Source organism: Dyadobacter sp. SRI_021, from assembly GCF_057586235.1.
On sequence record NZ_JBYCZM010000004.1, the window covers coordinates 494,752 to 516,095 of the forward strand.

Genomic DNA, 21,344 nt, shown 5'->3' on the forward strand with positions numbered 1-21,344 from the left:
TAGATGAAGATCTCTTATAAGTGGCTTAAAGATTTAATTGAAATTACTGAAACACCCGAGGAAATCGACCGTTTGCTAACGGGCACCGGGCTGGAAGTCGAAGGTATTGAAGAGATCGAATCGATAAAAGGCGGCTTGCAGGGCGTGGTGATCGGTGAAGTACTGACCCGTGAGAAACACCCGGAAGCCGACCGTTTGAGCCTGACGACCGTGGACGTGGGCGGTGAAACACCGCTTTCGATCGTTTGCGGCGCGCCGAATGTGGCTGCGGGGCAGAAAGTGATCGTGGCGACCGTGGGCGCTACACTATATCCGACCGGCAGCGACCAGCCGCTGGTTTTGAAAAAATCCAAAATCCGGGGAGCGCTTTCCGAAGGGATGATCTGCGCCGAAGACGAGCTGGGCGTGGGTACTTCACACGACGGCATTCTCGTGCTTGATACCCAGCTACCCAACGGCACGCCTGCCGCTGAATATTTCGGCATTTCATCGGATTACCTGATCGAGATCGGCCTTACGCCCAACCGCGCGGACGCGGCCTCGCATTATGGCGTCGCGCGTGATTTGAAAGCGGTTTTGAAGCGTGAGATCACATTGCCTTCGGTGGAGGCATTTAAAGTAGATAACCAAAATCTGCCGATTCCGGTAGAAGTTCGCAATACCGAGGCATGCCCCCGCTATACCGGCCTCACGATTTCGGGCATTACCGTGGCCGAATCGCCGGAATGGCTGAAACAACGCCTGCAAACGATCGGTATCCGGGCGATCAATAATATCGTCGACATTACCAATTACGTTTGCCACGAACTCGGCCAGCCGATGCACGCATTTGATGCGGATAAGATTTTGGGTAAAAAAGTGATTGTGACCACCGTTGCCGGAAACACGCCATTCGTGACTTTGGATGGTGTTGAGCGCAAAATATCTGCCAACGACCTGATGATTTGCAATGAAGGCATCGATGGCAATCCCGAGCCTATGTGCATTGCCGGGGTTTTCGGCGGGCTTACTTCCGGCGTGACCGACGGTACTACTTCTATTTTCCTCGAATCAGCCTATTTCTCGCCCGTATGGGTGCGCAGAACCGCGCAGCGTTTCGCGCTGAAAACCGATTCATCATTCCGTTTCGAGCGCGGTACTGATCCGAATATGCCGCTTTTCGCCTTGAAACGCGCTGCATTACTGATCCAGGAAATAGCTGGTGGAAGCATTTCATCCGAGGTTATCGACATTTACCCTGAGCCTATTGAAGATTTCAAGGTAAATATCAAATACAAAAACATCGACCGGTTGATCGGCAAGTCTTTGGGTAAAGAGCTGATTAAGGACATTCTCGAATCGCTTGATATCCGTATTACCGACGAAACAGAGGCTGGTTTCACGGCGATTGTGCCGCCATACCGTGTGGATGTGCAGCGTGAGGCGGATGTAATCGAGGAAATTCTGAGGATTTATGGGTTCGGTCAGGTGGAACTTTCGGATGCATTGAGCTCGGATTACCTGTCGGATTTCCCGGTTAATGATCCTGAAAAGCTGAAACTGCGCGTGGCGGAACTGCTGGTAGGCAATGGTTTCAATGAAATGATCAACAATTCATTGACAAAGCCTGAATATCAGGCCATTCTAGGCGAAAGTCTTCCGGGTAATCCTGTAAAAATCCTGAATTATCTCAGCGAAGACCTCTCGGTAATGCGCCAGACGCTACTTTTCTCCGGGCTTGAAGTGATCGCTTACAACAGCAACCGCCGTCAAAAGGATCTGAAAGTGTTTGAATTTGGCAAAACCTACCATGAAACGGATGGTAAATACACAGAGAAAGAGCGTCTTTCTGTTTTCGTAACGGGTAATATCAGTCAGGAAAGCTGGTTTGAGAAGTCGCGCGAAGTGGTTTTCCATGATCTGGCCGCATTTGTGAACCAGGTTCTGACTTCAATGAAAATCCGTGATGTGCAGAAACAAGAAGCGGACAATGCCGTATTCAAAAGCGGATTGACCTTGCTGGCCAATAAAAAACCGGTGGTATCCTTCGGTCTGCTGAATGCAGCCATTGCCAAAAAACTCGACATTAAAGCAGCGGTGTATTATGCCGATTTCGATTGGGAGTACCTGCTGCGCCAGTACAATGCTGCGGTTGAATATGTGGAGGTACCCAAATTCCCCGAAGTACGCCGCGATCTTTCGGTGGTTCTGAACAAGAAAGTGACCTTCGAAGAGCTGCGCCAGGCTGCCTATAAAACCGAGCGCAACCTCCTGCGCGCAATTAACGTGTTCGACGTGTACGAGGGCGCGAACCTGGAAGGCAAAAAATCGTATTCGATCAGCTTCATTTTGCAGGACGAGCAGCAAACGCTTACCGACAAGGTGATAGACAAAACGATGCAGCGCCTGATTGCAACCTACGAAAGGGAATTTGAAGCGGTGATCAGAAAGTAAACCACAGTTTTTTCATTGTCGGATTTTTTCAGTTGAGGAAAATGGAGAGGACTACCGAACGTATTATCGAACACAAACTGTCCGACGTCGAGAAAAAACTCGAAATCCTGATCAATCACAAAGAGAAACTAACCTGGTCGATCTCAGAGCTCCAGCGTGAAAACGCGGAGCTCCGGGCCGCCAATGCGAGACTCACGGAAGAATCGAAAGAAATAAGGAAAAAATACACCTCTTTAGAAAAAGACTTTAATAAGTCTAAAAGTTTCGCTAAACTTGTCACTAGTAAACTGACACCAACAGGCGCAATTGCCGAGCTGAAAGAATCAGTTGAAAGATATATCCAGGAGATCGATAAGTGCATCGAATTGCTTGAAGATACCTTATGAAAAAAAATAGCATACCTAATCCAGACGTTTCTGTCTTTATAAAACTGCTGGACAGAGGTTTCAAACTGAGCGTTCCGGCGGATCAGGAGAAATTCTACAGGGATGGGTATGAGGTGTTCATGCAGCGTGTGCAACAGCATAAATTAAAAGGGAAAGTATACGGTGATATAGAGGCTATTGCATTGACCTCTATTGAATGCCTGGTGGCATTACAACGGAACCAGGAAGAAATGGACGACCTGGTGGCGGCTTTTAAAAGCAGAGTGGAAAAACTGGACGAGACAATCGCCAGTGCTATCGAAAGCTGACACCCATACCTGACCCTTTGATTTTTTACAGTATCTGCAAAAATATACTTTCAATTTCTTCCATTTTCGGCATTTCAACGCGGGTGTAGTCGGTAAAACCAACTATATATAACCATTATTGAAATGTCTAATTCATTGTTCTTCATCGTCATCCTGTCCGATATCATCGCCGTTGGGGTGGGTATTTTTGCAGGTAAGTACATTTTTCAGCGATCATTCGACGCCAAGGAAAAAGAGGCCCAGGAACGTGCAGCTGAAATTCTGCGAAATGCAGAAGTAGCGGCCGAAAATATCAAAAAAGACCGCATTCTCGAAGCGAAAGAAAAGTACCTCCGTTTGAAATCGGAATTCGAAGAAGACGCCAATAAAAAGCGCAGCATCCTGCAAAGCAATGAGCAGAAGCTCAAACAACGCGAACAGAGCCTGAATCAGAGCCTGGAACAAACCAAGCGCAAGGAAAACGAGCTCGATAACCTCAAAAATAACCTCAACCAGCAACTGGAAGCGGCTACTAAACGCCGCGAGGAGGCCGAAAAATCCCTCCAGCAACAGGTTGCCCAGCTTGAAAAAATCGCCAACCTCACCGCCGAACAGGCGCGCGAGCAATTGGTGGACGCATTGAAAGCCGAAGCCGAAACGCGCGCGGGATCCTATATCAAAAGCGCCATGGAAGAAGCGCGTCTTACAGCCACCAAAGAGGCGAAAAAGATCGTCATCGAAACCATTCAGCGCACCGCCGCCGAACACGCAATCGAGAACTGTGTATCGGTATTCAACATTGAAAATGACGACATCAAAGGTAAAATCATCGGTCGTGAAGGACGTAACATTCGTGCCCTGGAAGCGGCAACTGGTGTGGAAATTATCGTAGACGACACCCCGGAAGCCATTGTTATCTCCGGTTTCGACCCGGTAAGAAGGGAGATCGCACGCCTTTCGCTGCACCGTTTAGTGCAAGACGGACGTATCCACCCTGCCCGTATTGAGGAGGTAGTTGCCAAAACCCGCAAAAACATTGAGGACGAAATCGTCGAAATCGGAGAAAGAACTGTGATCGACATGGGTATACACGGGTTGCACCCCGAGCTGGTAAAAATGATCGGCCGGATGCGCTTCCGCTCTTCGTATGGACAAAACCTGCTGCAACACTCCCGGGAGGTGGCCAAATTGTGTGCTACAATGGCGGCCGAACTTGGCTTGAACACCAAACTGGCCAAACGCGCCGGTCTGCTTCACGATATTGGTAAAGTGTGGCCGGAAGAATCGGATCTGCCCCACGCAATCCTGGGTATGGAACTGGCCAAGAAATACAAAGAGAATCCTGAGGTATGCAATGCGATCGGAGCACACCATGACGAGATCGAAATGACCTCCATCCTGTCGCCGATCATCCAGGTTTGCGACGCCATTTCAGGCTCACGTCCGGGCGCACGCCGCGAAATGATGGAATCGTACATCCAGCGCCTGCGCGACCTGGAAAACCTCGCGCTGTCATTCGATGGCGTAGAGAAATGCTACGCGATCCAGGCAGGACGCGAGCTGCGCGTGATCATCGATGCCGACAATGTTTCCGATGAAAAAGCGGGCTTGCTATCGTTCGATATCTCGCAAAAAATTGAAAAAGAAATGCAGTACCCGGGCCAGATCAAGATTACGGTGATCCGTGAAATGCGCTCCGTGGCTTACGCGCGTTAATCCACTATTTCATACATGACTTACTCAAAGCTTACAAGCACAGAACTACTGGGAATCCGAACACTCGGAGAACTAAAAAAAGCAGGTTATCAGTCGCGTTCTATCAAGCAGGAGCTGAGAGATAACCTGATTGAAAAGATCAGGAACAAGGAGAATGTCTTCCCGGGAATCTGGGGTTATGAGGAAACGGTTATTCCCGATGTGGAAAGGGCCATTCTATCCATGCATAACATCAATTTCCTGGGCCTTCGCGGGCAAGCCAAGACGCGTATTGCGCGCATGATGGTCAGCCTGCTCGACGAATATATTCCTTATATTAAAAATTCGGAACTGCACGACGATCCTTTGGCGCCGCTCTCGCGCTATGCCAAGGATGTGCTCGCCGAGCAAGGCGATCATGCCGAAATAGCCTGGCTTCACCGCGACGAGCGTTACACCGAGAAACTGGCAACGCCCGATGTTTCAGTAGCGGATTTGATCGGCGATGTCGACCCTATCAAGGCGGCGACATTGAAACTCCCCTATTCCGACGAGCGTGTAATCCATTTCGGATTGATCCCCCGTTCCCACCGGGGCATTTTTGTGATTAATGAATTGCCCGATTTGCAGGCGCGGATTCAGGTCGCGTTGTTCAATATTTTGCAGGAAGGCGATATTCAGATCCGTGGTTTCAAACTGCGGTTACCACTGGATATTCAGTTCGTATTCACGGCTAATCCCGAGGATTACACCAACCGCGGAAGCATTGTAACACCGCTCAAAGACCGGATCGAAAGCCAGATTGTGACGCATTATCCTAAAACGATCGAGACCGGTAAACGCATTACCGAGCAGGAAGCAGTCGTGAAACCGGAGCAAAAAGGCGTTGTACGCGTCAATGAATTAATCAAGACGCTCATCGAGCAGATTGCATTTGAAGCGCGTGAGAGTGAATATGTAGATAGCAAAAGCGGTGTTTCGGCGCGTCTGACAATCTCCGCTTATGAAAGCCTCTTGAGCACTGCTGAAAGAAGAGCGCTCATCAATGGTGAAAACTCGACTTACGTGCGCATTTCGGACCTTTACGGCGTCGTTTCCGCGATTTGCGGCAAGGTAGAATTGGTTTACGAAGGCGAAGTCGAAGGTCCGGTGATCGTGGCGCAGAATCTGATCGGCAAAGCGATCCGCACGCAATTCCTGAATTTCTTCCCTGATCCTGAAAAAAGCAAGAAAAGCAAGATCAATCCATACGCAAAAGTGGTAGAATGGTTCGGCGCCGGCAATGAAATGGAAATGCCTGCCGACATGACCGACCGTGAGTACATTGCACGGTTGAAAACCATCGACGGCCTGGACGATTTTGTAGATATGCTCTCAGCCTACGGCGATGCTGAAGAGAAACTGTTTATGATGGAATTCGCATTGCACGGCATGGCTGAATTCTCGCTTGTAGGCAAGCAAGCACTCGATCAGGGCATGAAGTTCCAGGATCTGGTGAGCAGCATGTTCTCCGGCCCGGGAGAAGACGATTACGATTTCGAAGATGATGACGATGATGACCGTAAACCTTTTTAAGCGGCCTTATCATTTCAAACAATACCAAACAAAAATGCCCTGCTACAAACAGGGCATTTTTATGAATTGTTGTGAATGCTTATTCTGGAGAACCGTCGTCAGCGATGTTAGGCTCGCTTGTGTCGATCAGTGAATCGGGATCGTTGTTTACCTGGCCGCGGATTTTGCCTTCCAGCTCTTCCATCAGCTCAGGATTGTCTTTGATCAGCGCTTTCACAGCGTCACGGCCTTGTCCGAGGCGGTTGCCTTCGTAGCTAAACCATGAGCCCGATTTCTTCACGATATCCAACTCCACAGCAAGGTCGATGATCTCCCCCACTTTGGAAACGCCTTCACCATACATGATATCGAATTCTACCACTTTGAATGGCGGTGCTACTTTATTTTTAACCACTTTTACACGGGTACGGTTACCCAGGATCGCATCAGCGCTTTCCTTGATCTGACCTACACGACGGATATCCAGGCGCACTGATGCGTAATATTTCAATGCATTACCACCGGTGGTCGTCTCAGGGTTACCAAACATCACGCCGATTTTTTCGCGAAGTTGGTTGATGAAGATGCAGCAGCATCCTGTTTTATTGATCACCCCGGTAAGTTTACGCAGCGCTTGTGACATCAAACGTGCCTGCAAACCCATTTTGCTGTCGCCCATTTCGCCTTCGAGCTCGGCGCGCGGCACTAATGCCGCCACAGAGTCGATTACGATAATGTCCACCGCACCGGAGCTGATCAAGTGCTCGGCGATCTCGAGTGCCTGCTCTCCGCTATCTGGTTGCGAAATAAGGAGGTTGCTGGTATCGATACCCAGCTTCTCCGCGTAAGTTCTGTCAAATGCATGTTCCGCATCGATGAACGCCGCCAGACCGCCTTTCTTTTGAGCCTCGGCAATGCAGTGCATCGACAACGTGGTTTTACCGGATGATTCAGGTCCGTAAATCTCCACGATACGGCCACGGGGAACACCGCCTACGCCCAACGCGAGGTCAAGACCCAGTGAGCCGGTCGAAATCACCGGAATATCTAATACTTTGGTGTCGCTCAGACGCATTACAGTACCTTTTCCGTAAGTCTTGTCGAGCTTTTCGAGCGTGGTCTGTAACGCTTTTAGTTTGTTGTCTTTATCTGTTGTTGCTTGTGCCATAGAAATGGTAACAGTAATTTGGTTGGTACATAAAAAAGCGGCTTTTGCAGGACAAAAACCGCTCGTAAATGGGTCTTTATTGTTTTGTAAAAATAGCTAATTCCCACTAAAACAACAACCCGAGTTTTGCCTTAAAACTTAATTTTTCCCGAAATTTTCGCATTTTACAGCGTTTGTAGGGATAGAATAAAAATGGCGATATGCAAGTGGAGATAACAGATTATCAAACGGTGAAGAAGCCGGACTCCCGGTCTTTAAATGTCTGCCAATTGGCTATTTTTGCAAACAATAACCGCGTGCCCCGGCAAGCCATTTCCGGTGGCGGCTCCGCGTAGGCCGTACCACGGCCTACCGTAATCATTTTAACATTGAAATTGTGATCAGGAAAATATTGCTTGCCCTGCTGGCTGTGGCGGTTTTGCTCGGCATTTGGCAGAGAGATGTGCTTACATACGCTTTTTTACAGGCCAAAGGACAAATTGGCATATTGATGCACGTGCAGCAGGTCGATGAGGTCCTGGCCGATAAAACGTTTCCGGATTCACTCAAGGCGAGGATCCGCCTCATTCGGGAGATCAAGCAATTCGGTGTGGACTCGCTGGGGCTTACGCCTTCTGATAATTACACGACGTTCTATAATCAACACGGCCGGCCGCTGATATGGCTCATTACGGCCTCTCAACGCTATAAAATAGAACCGTATCAATGGCATTTCCCGATCGTCGGTACGTTCCCCTACAAAGGCTATTTCGATTCGACCCGTGCTGCTGCCGAGGAAAAGATCCTGATCGACAATGGATTAGATACCGATATTGGCGAAGTTTCAGCCTGGTCGACGCTCGGTTATCTGAAAGACCCCATCCTTTCCAGCATGCTCCTCCGCCGCGTTGGCAGCCTGACCAATCTGATCTTGCATGAGCTTACACATGGTACGCTTTTTGTGAAAAACAACCTGGAACTCAATGAAAACCTGGCCAGTTTTGTAGGTGATCAGGGCACTATCCGTTTTTTGAAATACAAATACGGCGCGGATTCGGAACAAATGCGCCAGTACGAATATTCCAAACGGTATAATGATGCCTATTCACGGCATATGCTTAGGGGTGCGGGCCGTTTGGACAGTCTTTATAAAACATTTGGAACGGATCCAACGCCGAGCGCTGAAAAGGACTCATTGAAAATGAAATTGATCACTGATATCGTCAGCGATACGGATACACTTCTTTCCGGCAAGCGCACGTTAACAAACAAAAGCCGCTGGCCCGACGGAAAACTTCCCAATAATGCTTACTTTATCAGCTACCTGACCTATAAGTCGAAACAGGACAGTTTCAGGCAGGAATTTGAAAAGAAGTTTGGAGGGGATTTGAAAAAATACCTGAACCATTTAAAGGGCAAATACCCTTCCCTGTAATGTTATCATGAGCATGAAAAGATCGTACGTACTATTATTAGCCATAGCGACATTTGCATTGCTGTTCTCGTTCCGCCAGTATGAGGAGAGCGCCGAAATGGACCGTGTGGTTCATAACAAGAGCTTCGGTACCGGCGAGAGGGTCGAGTACCGCGTGCATTACGGCTTTATCAATGCCGCCGAAGCCAAAGTGGAGGTGGGCAAGGCGGTTTCGATGATCAACAACCGGCCTTGCTACCGGGTCAATGTCATTGGGCGCACAGTGGGTGCATTCGACCTGATTTCCCGCGTGCGCGACACGTGGCGTTCATACATAGACACCACCGCCATTCTCCCTCACATGTTCGAACGGCAAATCCAGGAAAACAAATACCGCAAGGAAGAGACCGTTTTCTTCAATCACAGCAAAGACCAGGCGGTGTCCAACGTGAAGGACGAGAGCAAGACCTACAATGTGCCCAACAACATTCACGACATCATCAGCGGCTATTTTTTCCTTCGTACCATCAATTTCGACAAGGTTCGCGAGGGCGAGATCATCGAAGTACCTACTTTCTTTGACGGCGAGGTGTACAAGCTCCGTGTCCGCTATGTAGGCAGAGATGTGATTAAAACCAAGTTTGGCAAAAGCAAGGTACTGCGCCTTTCACCGCAAATCCCGGCTAACAAGTTCTTCAAAGGCGAGGAGCCTATGGCGCTCTGGGTGTCCGACGATTCGAATAAGATTCCGTTGAAAGCCGAGGTCGATCTTAAAATCGGCTCTTTGGAAATGGATTTAAAGTCCTACAAAGGCCTCCGCAAAGACATCAACTGGTTTTGACCAGAAGCCATTTCCGAAGCTCTTGTATTTGCCTGAGTGGGAAAGGCAATGCATTTCTCTTAATGCAGTAAAAGGGCATTTCAATAGCGCCAAAGCCTGCATAATATCCTGCAATCGATTCTTTCGCCGGACTTTCAAAGTCAAAGACCAGCTCCGTACCTGCATTATCGCGAAAGTAAGCGTCCAGCATTAGTGCCCTTGCATTTCCTTTCCGACCTGCATGGTCCGCTGCATTAAAGAGGTAGACCGTTCGCCCGCGATAGTGTGCGAGCACTACCCCTGCATGCACGCGTGTGCCCGAGCGCGCGTACGTGAGGCGCCCGCTGGCATTTTTGATGAGCTCCACACCGACCTTTTTTAATGTTTGGTAAGCGTCGGCTTTGATTTTGCCTATGCCCGGTGCATGGTTTGCAGCAAATAGCGCTAATAGCGGCTCAAAATCGTCTGATTCAACGGTTTCCCATTCCATTCGTCGCCCACGTTTCACATTTGCTCTCCGATCTTTAGAATAGCCGGTATAAAGCTCGGCGTAGGGTTGATCCAAATGCAGCCAATGTGTTTGCAATACCTCCATTTCAAAGCCATTCAGCCACAGGCTTTCGATTACCGCAAAGTTTTCCGGATTGAATGCATAACTGGAAATGTAAGGAAAACGCCCTTCCAAAGCTTCGAGGAATGCCTCGCATAGCGCCGTAGTCAGATCATGTTTTGAAAAAATACCCAGATACTGGCAGAACAAAGGCTGATATAGAATGCGCCGGCCAAATCTCCGTCGGACAGGCAGCGGCATTATAACCGAAAAATCATTGGCAGAAGGCCATACGAGCGCCTCCCATTGCTCGCACACAATATCGAGGTACCAGCTCAATGCGTAAACCACGCATTGCCGGCTATGTTGAATGTGGTCATCCCAGATTGGAGCATCGATCTCCTCCCGGGAAAGAAGAATAGGCTTTGGCATCATGTTGTTCAGAAGTTTTCCTGAACATTGATACGTCAAAACCTATTTAAAGTAACTACGAAGCTTCTGCAAAGTTTCTTCCACGTCGGGTGTCTCGTCCATGAGCAGGTTAATACTCTGGATGGAGTGTATTACCGTACTGTGGTCACGGCCGCCGAAATGGTAACCAATGGATTTGAGCGGCAGGTCGGTGTATTCTTTCGCCAAATACATCGCCAGCTGTCGTGGGTAGACGACCTCCTTTTTACGGCTCTTGCTTTTCAAATCGGCAATGGAAACCTGAAAGTAATCGGCTATGATTTCCTGAATCGTATCGATCGTCACCTCCTTATCCTCATTCATAACGATGTTACGAAGCGTATTCTTGGCCAGTTCCACATCGATATTGCGGCGGGTAAGCGAGGCCTGCGCCATCAGCGAGACGATCACGCCTTCCAGCTCCCTTACGTTAGAATTCACACTGTGCGCAATGTACTCGATCACATCATAGTCGATCGAAATGCCTTCCGACTGGATCTTTTTCTGGATGATTGCTATACGCGTTTCGAAATCCGGTGCCTGCAAATCGGCCGTAAGGCCCCATTTGAAGCGGGATAGCAAACGGTCCTGCAACCCTTGTAGCTCACGCGGCGGGCGGTCGCTGGTCATGATAATCTGCTTGCCGAGCTGGTGCAGGTGGTTGAAAATGTGGAAGAAAGTATCCTGCGTTTTTTCCTTGCCCGACAAAAACTGCACGTCGTCGATCGCAAGCACATCCACTTTCATGTAAAAATCCGTGAATTCCTGCAGGGTGTTATTACGGATCGAGTTGATGAACTGGTTGGTAAATTTCTCCGAAGAAACGTAAAGTACCAGTTTGTTTTCGTAATGGTTGGTAATGTAGTTTCCGATCGCCTGCACCAGGTGCGTCTTACCCAATCCTACCCCGCCGTACATCATCAGCGGGTTGAACGACGTGAGTCCCGGACGCTGCGCCACCGCAAAACCTGCCGAGCGGGCAAGCCTGTTACAATCTCCCTCGATGAAGTTATCAAACGAATAATTGGGGTTCAAATACGTATCGAGCGTCAGTGAATCCTGATCTTTCTCCTTCACACTCGCCCCCATGCGCGGGTCGGTCGAAAAGTTATCCGGCTTGGAATAATTTGGAGATTTCTGGGTTGAGACGTTCATCGTCAACGGCTGGTGCTTCTCGTTACCGGTGTCGACAATAATGGAATATTCCAATAAACCGTCGCGGCCTATGGCGTAATCCAGCGCCTTTCTCAACAGATTGACATAATTATCTTCCAGCCATTCGTAGAAAAACTGGCTGGGAACCTGCACGGTAAGTACTTTGCCATAGAGCTTTAGAGGACGAATGGGTTCAAACCACGTCTTAAAACTCTGCTCGGGAATGTGCTGCTGAATAATCCTCAGGCAAGCATCCCAAACCTGGTCTACCTCTCTATTTGTGCTGATTCTTTCCAATGTATAATTTACCAAACTCTGAGTATCATAGTTCAAAAGGACGGCAAAGATATAAAAATACCTGATCTCTCCAGATGAAACGGATATTCAATTTAATCGTCACAAAGTGTATCTGCAAACCCGAAACTAAAATTGGGAGCGTAATCGTGTCCAGAAGGTTACAGGAGCGGTTTTGATATTTCAACGCCCGTATTTGCGTCCCAAAATTTGTAGTTTTGCTAATAGCACTTTTCCGTACACCATTCATCAATCCATCAGCCCATGTCAGCAAACCTCTTTTCTGAATTTCTCCCGTCGGACAAAAGCACTTGGGAAAAGCTCGTAGCGAAAGAGGTGAAGGGGCGCGCCGGGTTGCTGGACGCGTGGGAAGTTGCCCCTGGTTTGCATTTCAAACCCTATGTTACTGCCGCAGAGCTCGACTGGGAAGCAGTTCTTAAAATTCAGAATGCCCAAAAGTCAACTGCTGGATGGATTAATGTGAATGCAGAGCCTCTAAGCGAATCCCGGCCGTTCCAGGTCGAACTGGAAGGCCCGGACCCGGTAACACAACTAGCATCAGCCCTGGCTTCTTTTTCGGGTGAGTATTCCAATAGCCAATCGCCTGATCTCTTATTCAATCAAACCACGTTCTCGGTTTCGATTGGTCCTCAATACCTTACTGAAATTGCCAAATTGAGGGCGTTAAGGTACCTGTTAAAAAAAACAGCGCGCGCATTCGGGTTGCCGGAAACACAAAGTATACCCTTCATTCAAGCGACGACGTTCACCAATTACAAAAACAATGAGCCGGACTATACCAATCTCGTAAGAGCTGCTGCTGAGGCTATGAGCGCAGTAATAGGCGGCTGCGATGCGCTCACCGTGCTCCCGTTCGATAGTGCGGATAATGCGATGGCTCAGCGATTGGCTACGCATGTATCGTACATCCTGGAACACGAAAGCCATTTTACCAAAGTAGCTGATCCGGCGGCGGGAGCATTCGCGCTGGAAGACATGACATTGAAACTGGCGAATGCAGCCTGGGGACGTTTCCTGAAAACGACAGATATCGACATTTTCAGCAATATTTCTGATAACATCCAAAATCACAACCAGCACAGCAGCCAACCGGCAATATTCCAAACCGCCGAAGGCATTTCAGTCAAAACCAAATTCACTGAAAGCGACCTCGCAAGCGCGCAACACCTCGCATTCGGTGCGGGTACACCCCCATTTCTTCGCGGACCTTATGCCAGTATGTACCTCGAGCGCCCCTGGACAATCCGGCAATATGCAGGTTTCTCGACTGCATCTGAATCCAATGCATTCTACCGCCGGAACCTGGCGGCCGGGCAAAAAGGTTTGTCGGTAGCGTTTGATCTGGCAACGCACCGCGGCTACGACTCCAACCACCCCCGTGTGACCGGTGATGTGGGCAAGGCCGGCGTGGCCATCGATTCAGTAGAGGACATGAAAATACTGTTCGATCAGATCCCGCTGGATCAGATGTCGGTGTCAATGACGATGAACGGCGCGGTGATACCTGTAATGGCCTTTTTTATCGTCGCTGCCGAAGAACAGGGCGTTCGGCCGGATCAACTTACCGGGACGATCCAGAACGACATTCTGAAAGAGTTTATGGTCCGCAACACCTACATTTACCCACCAGGACCATCCATGCGCATTGTGGGCGATATTTTCGCCTATGCCTCGCAGTATATGCCGCGTTTCAACTCGATCAGTATCAGCGGCTACCACATGCATGAGGCGGGCGCGCCCGCGCACATCGAACTCGCCTACACGCTCGCGGATGGGCTCGAATACATCCGTACAGGCCTGGCGGCCGGCATTCCCATCGATGATTTTGCGCCGCGCCTGTCGTTCTTCTGGGGAATTGGCATGAACCACTTTATGGAAATTGCCAAAATGCGGGCCGGGCGAATGCTTTGGGCCAAGATTGTAAAGCAGTTCAACCCGCAGAACGAAAAATCGCTCATGCTTCGCACACATTGTCAGACGAGCGGTTACAGCCTCACCGAGCAGGAGCCGTTCAACAACATCACCCGCACGACCATCGAAGCCATGGCGGCGGTCATGGGCCACACACAGTCGCTGCACACCAATTCGTTTGACGAGGCCATTGCATTACCCACCGATTTCTCGGCCCGCATTGCGCGGGACACACAGCTTTTTATTCAAAACGAGACCGACCTCTGCAAGGCTGTGGACCCGTGGGGCGGATCTTACTACGTAGAGTACCTGACCATGCAACTCGCAGAAAAGGCATGGGCACTAATTGAGGAAGTGGAAGCATTGGGCGGCATGACCAAGGCCATTGAAACCGGCTTGCCCAAAATGCGCATCGAAGAGGCTGCCGCCCGAAAACAGGCACGAATCGACGCGGGTAAGGACGTAATAGTGGGGGTTAACCGGTACAAAACCGACCAGAAGCAATCTTTTGAAATCCTTGAAATTGATAATCAGGCGGTCAGAAATGCGCAAATCGCGCAGCTTGAAGCTATTCGTGCAAACCGGAACGAAACCAAGGTACGCCATGCACTCGACCGCATTACACAGGCTTGCAGGGAAACCGGCGGGAAAGATATGCCTTCAAATCTCCTGGCACTCGCTGTCGATGCAGCGCGCAAAAGAGCTACATTAGGAGAAATTTCAGAGGCTATGGAGAAGCAGTTCGGCAGATACCAATCCACGATCCGGCCCGTTTCGGGTATTTACAGGGCGGAAGTTTCGGATGATGAGAACTTCCGGCGCACGCGTGCAATGTCCGACGAATTTGCCAAACTGGAAGGCCGCAGGCCACGCATCATGGTTGTCAAAATGGGTCAGGATGGCCACGACCGGGGCGCAAAAGTAATCGCGACCAGTTTCGCCGACTTAGGTTTCGACGTCGACATTGCCCCGTTGTTTCAGACACCCCAGGAAGTGGCCAAGCAGGCCATTGAAAACGATGTGCATGTCATAGGTGCATCGAGCCTTGCTGCGGGGCACAAAACGCTTATCCCCGAGTTGATCAGCGAATTAAATAAGCTGGGAAGGGGCGATATTATGGTCATTGCCGGCGGCGTGATTCCCGCGCGGGACTACCAGTTTCTGTACGATGCAGGCGTGAAGGGAATTTTCGGTCCGGGAACAGTCATTTCAGTGGCCGCACAGGAGATTTTGACCATGCTGATACAGGAAAGTTGATCATTCCTCAGGAATCCCTGCCAATAGGCTATGATCCATACCTCAAGATCACGTCAAAGCAAAATACGCAGCTTTTTATCCCAAATTTCTACGTATCGCTTCTTCCAATCCTGCGGCAGGAACGAAGACTCTATCACTTCCTTCACTTTCCCGCCCGCACCCGCAAACTTCGCGTAAATATTAAGAACCGCCCTTTCCGGCAAGTTGAGCCCCGTGGCGAAATTGTCAAAATCTGCTTTAGCGATTTTTCTCTTTCTGCCATTCAAAGTGAGCGCCAACTCGTCTGCGTCATCTGGAAATACCAGATTTACATTAACCAGGTCATAAGCTGGTGAAAGAGAAATAGTGTGATCCGTATTATGAGTCAAGGAAAAGTTCATAGCGTGATCGGACTCAAGATAATCCTCGTCGTAGGTAAACGTATAACCTTCGTCTGTTTCTTCAAGGTAACCTGCCAGGCTTTCCCTGTAATAAACGTACGCTTGCTTGACCATGACTTTAAGAGTTGAAATCAACCACCCCTACTTCTTTACCAAATAATGACAGTACTTGGTTAACCTTATCCAACCGAAGTGTTTTCTTACCTTGTTCTAAATCACGGATAAAGCGTAAACCAACTCCGGCTTTGGAAGCGAGCTCCTCTTGCGTCAATCCGACAGCCTTTCGCCTTTCTTTCAGAAATATTGAGAAATTAGACATTTTATACCCTTTATGATATAAAAATAATAAATATTGAGATATTATACCATATCGGGTACAAAACTTATTTTTGTTAATTATTTTATACCCGATCGGGATTTAATGTCAAGCTTAAATAAATGGGCTGTGTAACGTCACGGCCGTCGTCTGTTTCAGGTCTATTAAGTGGATTAATAATTGATAAGATCCCCGCACGAAAAAATTATTCAGGGCTACCTGTTTGGCTTATAAATGCCAATATCTAGTTTACACCCGCAAAAACCAGCGAAGTGCAATTACCCCCAAAACCGAAGGAGTTTGAAAGTACGTAATTCAAATTGTAGTTGCCTTTCCATGCAGAAACAGGCGCAGTGTTCGTACCACTAATAGGCTCACTGACATTCAAACTTGGAAACAATTCCGAATGGATAATACTCAAAATGCTGAAAATAGCCTCAACTGCACCCGCTGCACCCAGCGTATGCCCTGTAAATGATTTCGTGGAGCTGTAAGGGGGCATTGGGTCAAACAGCGCCCCCATTCCGAAGAATTCGACCTGATCGTTGTTCTGTGTACCGGTTCCATGGGCATTAACGTACCCAATTTGAGAAGGAGCAATCCCCGCCGACCGTATCGCTTCGTGCATGCAGCGGATCGCTCCGGTCGCTTCATCAGACATTGCCGAAGGATGATGCGCATCATTCGCATTACCGAAACCTGCCACTTCCGCATATGCCTTCTTCCCTGCCGCCAGTTCTTCGGCTTCCAGTACCAGATAAGCTGCACCTTCGCCCAGGTTCAGGCCGTCGCGGTTCACATCGAATGGCTTACAAGGCGATTCAGACAATATTTTTAATGCATTGAAACCGTTGACCGTGTATTTGGCCAGACTATCCACGCCGCCTACGATCGCCCTCTTCACCCTGCCCGAACGGATCAGCCGCGCGCCTAGCATAATCGCATTGGCGGACGAGGAACAGGCCGTGTTAATGGTATCGGTAAAACCTTTGATACGGTACCGTTTGATGAGCTTCAGCGTATGTGCCGAGCATCCGTAAGATTCCAGGTATTCAGAGCCTTCCGATTTATGGTTGGCATCCTCGTAAAGCTGGTCGGTGAGGCACATGCCGCCTACGGTACTGGCGGAAATCAATGCCGTGTCAAGCGAAGAAAGCTGTCCCGGCGTCAATGCGGCATCGGCAATAGCTTCGCTGAAAGCTTTGTCGGCCAGCAGGCACGTGCGCGTGTAACCGTTAGAAGTTTCGAGTTGCTGTAATGTTTTGAGCTCCCCGTTGCTGAGCTTGACCTCGCCAAAAGGCAGCTGTGAAGCGTACAAGGATTCGAAAAAAGCAACCTTACCGATCCCCGAACGCCCACCGCGCAAGCTCTCATGATTCTCCGCTACATTGTTGCCAATGGCCGAAATCATGCCCATACCAGTCACCAACACCCTTCCCATTGAAAATTAAGCGGCTTTTGTGTGCGCGAGAATATACTCGGCCATGTGGTTTACATCGACCAGGATCTTGCGCCCCTCGGCCGGGTTATTGATTTTGATACCATATTCTCTTTCGAGCAGCACCACCAGCTCGAGAGAGTCGATCGAGTCCAGGCCCAGATCGCCGCCAAAAAGCGGTTCGTCGTCTTTGATATCGGCAGGATTGATGTCGAGCAGGTTCAGGTATTGTACAATTTGCCCTTTCAGAATGGGCTTCAAGCTTTCTATGTCCATATTGATTTGTTAATCTCTTCTAGTAATCACCGGTTACAGCCTGCGAACCGGCCCGGGGAATTTCAAACTTAAATAATTCTTTCTAACCGCAGCTTAAAATATGTGCCCAATTGGCAAAACACTATAAAAATGCCCAGAAAAGCGAACACCGTCCGCAGGTCCTGCCAGCTGCCGCCTTTGAGAAACAATACATAAAAGCCTTCCAGGCACCAGTGCAACGGTGAAAAGTTGCTGAAAAACTGCATGAAACCCGGCATCACGAACCTTGGCACCAGTATCCCTCCTATCGCCCCGAAAATTATAATAGATATGGCGCCAAACCCATTAGCCTGCTGCTCGGTTCTGGCAAATGCTCCGATCATTAAAGCGTAACTCACGGCCGCCATACTGCTGATGAAAATCACCGCGATAGTCGCGATAATATTATCCGGCACGCTGAGTTTGGGCAAACCTAATTTGGGTAAAATCCATACGCCCATGGAGAATGTGAGCGCGACCTGCAATGCGGCTACGATCACGTAAATGGCCATTTTACTAAACATCACCACCATGAATGTAGTCGGCATGGTTTTCAACCTGAGAAAACTGCCGTTAATGCGCTCTTTCACAATGTTACTGCCCAAAGAGACTACCATGAAAAACATGGCAAAAATGGTCCAGGCAGGCACATTATGCTGGGTGGAATTGGGAATGGCAGTGGAATTATTGTTACGCGCGACGATCTGGTCGATGCCCACGCGGTTGGAAATCATCTTATCTTTCAGCTTAGCAGATCTTTCGGCAATATCCATGTTGGCATACATGCGGTCGATCATCAGCGAGTTTTCGATCACGCTCATATAGGACTGGATCACGCTCATGACCGAGTAGCTGTAATTTTCCTGCAAAACCGGGTCGTTATAAAAGGAAAGCCTGGGCATTGACACCTTCTCCCGGGCCGTCGTGTCGCGTTCAAGGCCCAGATCGTCCATCAAAATGGTACTTACATCTTCCGCATTGCTTTCTAGCCCGGCCGAAAACGTAGCAGGAATGTACAATGCGATCATTTTCCCCCTGGACAATAATTCCGACTTCAACGATTCCTGCGGGATCGCATCCTGCGAATCGATCTTGAACAGCCCGGATTTTGTCAGCAACTCGACCAGTTTCTTTCCCTCTTTGCCATCGTCATGGTTGACCACCAGAAGCGGAATCTGGTTCTCATTCACCATTTTATAAGCACTATCCTGAATGATGGTGATGATAAAAACGAGCAGTAAAGGCATCAGAAACATCAAAGCCAGCCCTACCTTGTCATTGATAAGCAGTAGCAGTTCTTTGCGTAATGATGCGTATAACTTAAACATAGGCTTTAATCGCGGTATGCCTCGCCAGTCAGATTAATGAACAATGTTTGCAGGTTGGGTACCTCGTGCGCGGTTTTCAAATGCTGCAAGCCTCCTGTCGCAATGACCTTTCCATGGTCGATCAGCGCGATATTCTTGCAAAACTCTTCTGCTTCCGACATATGGTGCGAAGTATAGATGATGGTCGTCCCAGCGTGGTTGATCTGCTGTAAATAACGGATAATCGCATTCCGGCTCTGCACGTCCACACCTACCGTCGGCTCGTCGAGAAAAAGGATATCCGGCTCATGAAAAATGCCGATCGCCAGGTTCACACGCCGTTTCATGCCGCCAGAGAATGTCCCGACCTTCTTATCGGCCGCTTTTTCAAGGCCTAATACTTGCAGCAAATGCTCGCGGCGCACTTCCAGTTTCCTTTTGGGAAGATTATACATTGCGCCGAAGTAATCGAGGTTCTGGCGCGGGGTCAGTTCCTGGTAAAATGCATATTCCTGAGGCACGAAACCGATCCTGCTCTTTCTCTCAGCATCGGAATATGGCCTGCCGTTGTTTAGAAACTGCACTTGGCCGGAGGAAACGGGGATAATGCCACAAAGAATGGAGATCAGCGTCGTCTTACCGGCTCCATTCGGGCCCAGTAAACCAAATACGTCCGATTGCATGATGTCCAGCGAAACGTCGGACAAGCTATCCTCCTGGGCGGATTTATAACGCTTATACACGCCCCTGATCGCAATACACACCTGACCCGCCATACCCATCCGCACTATTTACCCAGTTTCAGACTGGAAAGCTTCTGAAATGCCTCCTTCTCCACCAGACGGATTTCCAGCATCATATCGGCAATTTCTTCGAAGTCTTTCTGTTCGGTCAGGCGGCCTTTGTACACGCCCGCCATTTTAATGGCACTTGCACGCCACATATCGCCGGCCTTGGTAAAATCTTCCGAAACATTGGCCACGCGGTCGTCCTGCAAGTAGGCTGCGGCCTCTTCCAGGAATGCACCGTAAAGGAAACGAAAGCCTCCGCCGCCTGTACCGATTTCCTCCTGCATGCGTACGATCTGGCCTAAGTAAAGGCTCGCTTTACGTAAACCGAGCTTGTCGCGCCATTTACGGACGTGGTTGGAAGTGTGCCTGATCCCGTTCACCCCCGCGAAATTGCCGGGAATGCTCAGCATATCCCGCACATTACGGCGAATCCCGGTCACGATGCCTTTGCGGATCATGTCCTGGGTAATGGGTTTTATTTTCTCCGGAAAGTAAATATGTCCCTTGGGCGCGAGCGGGCCCTGCGCAAAACGTACACGCGAGAGTTCTTCTTTGGAAAGAGAGGTCACATCTTCCATAACCGGGTCGCTGACCAGGTAGCGGCCATTTTCTTCGCCGAAAACAATGAGGTTATGTGCGTTGAAATGGAAGCGGTATTCTTTAGGAAAGTAAGTCAGGTGAAAAACGCCCACCTGACAGCCAACCGGCACGCCTTCCTTTACTTTCTTATCCAGAAACGCCTCGGCCGCCGCAGGATTTGAGAATTTCTTGCGGGTTACCTCTACGCCAAGCGACTTGCAGGTGCGTTTGAAGATCGCCCCGGGCATGGTTCGAAATGAGATGGCCGGGCCGTTATTGACCGTCAGGAAAGGTATTTGTATATAAAACAAGCCCGAGCCCATACCGAACGCCAACGGCTCGGTCATGAAATCCAGGCCATGATACCTCAGCAATGCCGTGGTAACCCCGTTTTCGCAATGAGCTGTCTGGACGTGATGGAACTCATCCGTTTGACTGTCAATATTCACTGGTTCAACCTTTAAAATTTTTCAACTCGTCCACAGTGATATCGAAAGCCCTGGCATATTTTTCCAGTTTTCGCTCGCTGAGACCTTTAAAAACGGATGGTTTGAAATGCCGTTTGATAAAAAAGGGGAAGATCCCCGTGTAACCCGACAGAACCGGCAAATCCATCAGGCGAAGTTCCATAAAATAGTATACCGGGCTTTTTTCACCGTTGGCTACTGCCCTGCGCGCCTCTTCCACCCGCTCGTTCACCTCTTCCCACGCGCTGTCGAGCGCCTGTTTTTTCACATCCCATCCTTTACTCAACGCGGTTTCGTACTTACCGTCCTCATTTTTGACGTAGCATACTTCCCGGGTAAATTTGTCGAGCGCGCCGGGGTCTTGCGGCAGGTCTTCCTTTTTCATGGTATGGGCAGCT

General features: G+C 49.3%; 19 protein-coding genes and 1 pseudogene. 9 read left to right on the forward strand and 11 right to left on the reverse strand.

Translation table 11 applies throughout. From position 1 onward, the window contains the following. Positions 1-3 precede the first annotated feature (3 nt). From pheT to AC2YIT_RS15020, 5 genes are all read left to right on the forward strand, one after another. Positions 4-2,433: a phenylalanine--tRNA ligase subunit beta gene (pheT, locus tag AC2YIT_RS15000; RefSeq protein WP_487279693.1), complete on the forward strand. Its 2,430-nt coding sequence runs from the start codon at positions 4-6 to the stop codon at positions 2,431-2,433. A gap of 41 nt (positions 2,434-2,474) precedes the next feature. After that, the gene (locus tag AC2YIT_RS15005) at positions 2,475-2,819 is read left to right on the forward strand and encodes a hypothetical protein (protein WP_106598075.1); all 345 of its coding nucleotides are present in this window, start codon (positions 2,475-2,477) and stop codon (positions 2,817-2,819) included. Further along, on the forward strand, positions 2,816-3,127 hold the full coding sequence (gene zapA, locus AC2YIT_RS15010) for a cell division protein ZapA (RefSeq protein WP_106598074.1): 312 nt from the start codon (positions 2,816-2,818) through the stop codon (positions 3,125-3,127). The genes AC2YIT_RS15005 and zapA overlap by 4 nt, the downstream gene beginning before the upstream one ends. A gap of 123 nt (positions 3,128-3,250) precedes the next feature. Continuing rightward, the gene (gene rny, locus AC2YIT_RS15015; protein WP_430845583.1) at positions 3,251-4,822 is read left to right on the forward strand and encodes a ribonuclease Y; all 1,572 of its coding nucleotides are present in this window, start codon (positions 3,251-3,253) and stop codon (positions 4,820-4,822) included. A 15-nt stretch (positions 4,823-4,837) separates the two neighbouring features. After that, the gene (locus AC2YIT_RS15020; protein WP_487279694.1) at positions 4,838-6,376 is read left to right on the forward strand and encodes a P-loop NTPase family protein; all 1,539 of its coding nucleotides are present in this window, start codon (positions 4,838-4,840) and stop codon (positions 6,374-6,376) included. 79 nt (positions 6,377-6,455) lie between these two features. Here the strand turns inward: AC2YIT_RS15020 and recA are convergent, their stop codons facing one another. Continuing rightward, positions 6,456-7,523 (reverse strand): recombinase RecA, encoded by a 1,068-nt coding sequence (recA, locus tag AC2YIT_RS15025; RefSeq protein WP_430845581.1) that lies wholly within the window; start codon positions 7,521-7,523, stop codon positions 6,456-6,458. 376 nt (positions 7,524-7,899) lie between these two features. Here recA and AC2YIT_RS15030 point away from each other — a divergent pair, with 376 nt between their 5' ends. Beyond that, positions 7,900-8,937, forward strand: coding sequence for an aminopeptidase (locus AC2YIT_RS15030; protein ID WP_487279695.1), 1,038 nt, complete (start codon positions 7,900-7,902; stop codon positions 8,935-8,937). A 13-nt stretch (positions 8,938-8,950) separates the two neighbouring features. Beyond that, positions 8,951-9,757, forward strand: coding sequence for a DUF3108 domain-containing protein (locus AC2YIT_RS15035; protein WP_430845579.1), 807 nt, complete (start codon positions 8,951-8,953; stop codon positions 9,755-9,757). Here the strand turns inward: AC2YIT_RS15035 and AC2YIT_RS15040 are convergent. Together AC2YIT_RS15040 and dnaA are read right to left on the reverse strand one after the other, a co-directional pair. Next, positions 9,744-10,721, reverse strand: a complete 978-nt coding sequence (locus AC2YIT_RS15040; protein ID WP_487279696.1) for a GNAT family N-acetyltransferase — start codon at positions 10,719-10,721, stop codon at positions 9,744-9,746. The genes AC2YIT_RS15035 and AC2YIT_RS15040 overlap by 14 nt on opposite strands. 39 nt (positions 10,722-10,760) lie before the next feature. Next, positions 10,761-12,188, reverse strand: coding sequence for a chromosomal replication initiator protein DnaA (gene dnaA / locus AC2YIT_RS15045; protein WP_223400454.1), 1,428 nt, complete (start codon positions 12,186-12,188; stop codon positions 10,761-10,763). 261 nt (positions 12,189-12,449) lie between these two features. On the opposite strand from dnaA, the pseudogene AC2YIT_RS15050 reads away from it, so the two are divergent. Then, positions 12,450-13,160, forward strand: a pseudogene (locus tag AC2YIT_RS15050) (methylmalonyl-CoA mutase family protein); the annotation flags it as partial. A 93-nt stretch (positions 13,161-13,253) separates the two neighbouring features. Continuing rightward, the gene (gene scpA / locus AC2YIT_RS15055) at positions 13,254-15,374 is read left to right on the forward strand and encodes a methylmalonyl-CoA mutase (protein WP_487279819.1); all 2,121 of its coding nucleotides are present in this window, start codon (positions 13,254-13,256) and stop codon (positions 15,372-15,374) included. Between the two features lie 53 nt (positions 15,375-15,427). Here scpA and AC2YIT_RS15060 read toward each other — a convergent pair whose 3' ends face one another. From AC2YIT_RS15060 to DarG, 8 genes are all read right to left on the reverse strand, one after another. Continuing rightward, positions 15,428-15,868, reverse strand: coding sequence for a HipA domain-containing protein (locus AC2YIT_RS15060; RefSeq protein WP_487279697.1), 441 nt, complete (start codon positions 15,866-15,868; stop codon positions 15,428-15,430). Positions 15,869-15,872: 4 nt separating this feature from the next. After that, positions 15,873-16,073: a helix-turn-helix transcriptional regulator gene (locus AC2YIT_RS15065; protein ID WP_430845576.1), complete on the reverse strand. Its 201-nt coding sequence runs from the start codon at positions 16,071-16,073 to the stop codon at positions 15,873-15,875. Between the two features lie 241 nt (positions 16,074-16,314). Then, positions 16,315-17,511, reverse strand: a complete 1,197-nt coding sequence (locus tag AC2YIT_RS15070) for a beta-ketoacyl-[acyl-carrier-protein] synthase family protein (RefSeq protein ID WP_487279698.1) — start codon at positions 17,509-17,511, stop codon at positions 16,315-16,317. Between the two features lie 6 nt (positions 17,512-17,517). Next, on the reverse strand, positions 17,518-17,784 hold the full coding sequence (locus AC2YIT_RS15075; protein ID WP_106598059.1) for a phosphopantetheine-binding protein: 267 nt from the start codon (positions 17,782-17,784) through the stop codon (positions 17,518-17,520). A 68-nt stretch (positions 17,785-17,852) separates the two neighbouring features. After that, a complete protein-coding gene (locus AC2YIT_RS15080; RefSeq protein WP_487279699.1) occupies positions 17,853-19,130 on the reverse strand; it encodes an ABC transporter permease in 1,278 nt (425 codons plus the stop codon). A gap of 5 nt (positions 19,131-19,135) precedes the next feature. After that, positions 19,136-19,885, reverse strand: a complete 750-nt coding sequence (locus tag AC2YIT_RS15085; RefSeq protein ID WP_487279700.1) for an ABC transporter ATP-binding protein — start codon at positions 19,883-19,885, stop codon at positions 19,136-19,138. An 11-nt stretch (positions 19,886-19,896) separates the two neighbouring features. Beyond that, entirely contained in the window at positions 19,897-20,928 is a 1,032-nt protein-coding gene (gene darH, locus AC2YIT_RS15090; protein WP_430845572.1) for a BtrH-related acyltransferase DarH, read from the reverse strand. A gap of 4 nt (positions 20,929-20,932) precedes the next feature. Beyond that, positions 20,933-21,331 (reverse strand): flexirubin biosynthesis protein DarG, encoded by a 399-nt coding sequence (gene DarG, locus AC2YIT_RS15095; RefSeq protein ID WP_430845571.1) that lies wholly within the window; start codon positions 21,329-21,331, stop codon positions 20,933-20,935. Positions 21,332-21,344 lie beyond the last annotated feature (13 nt).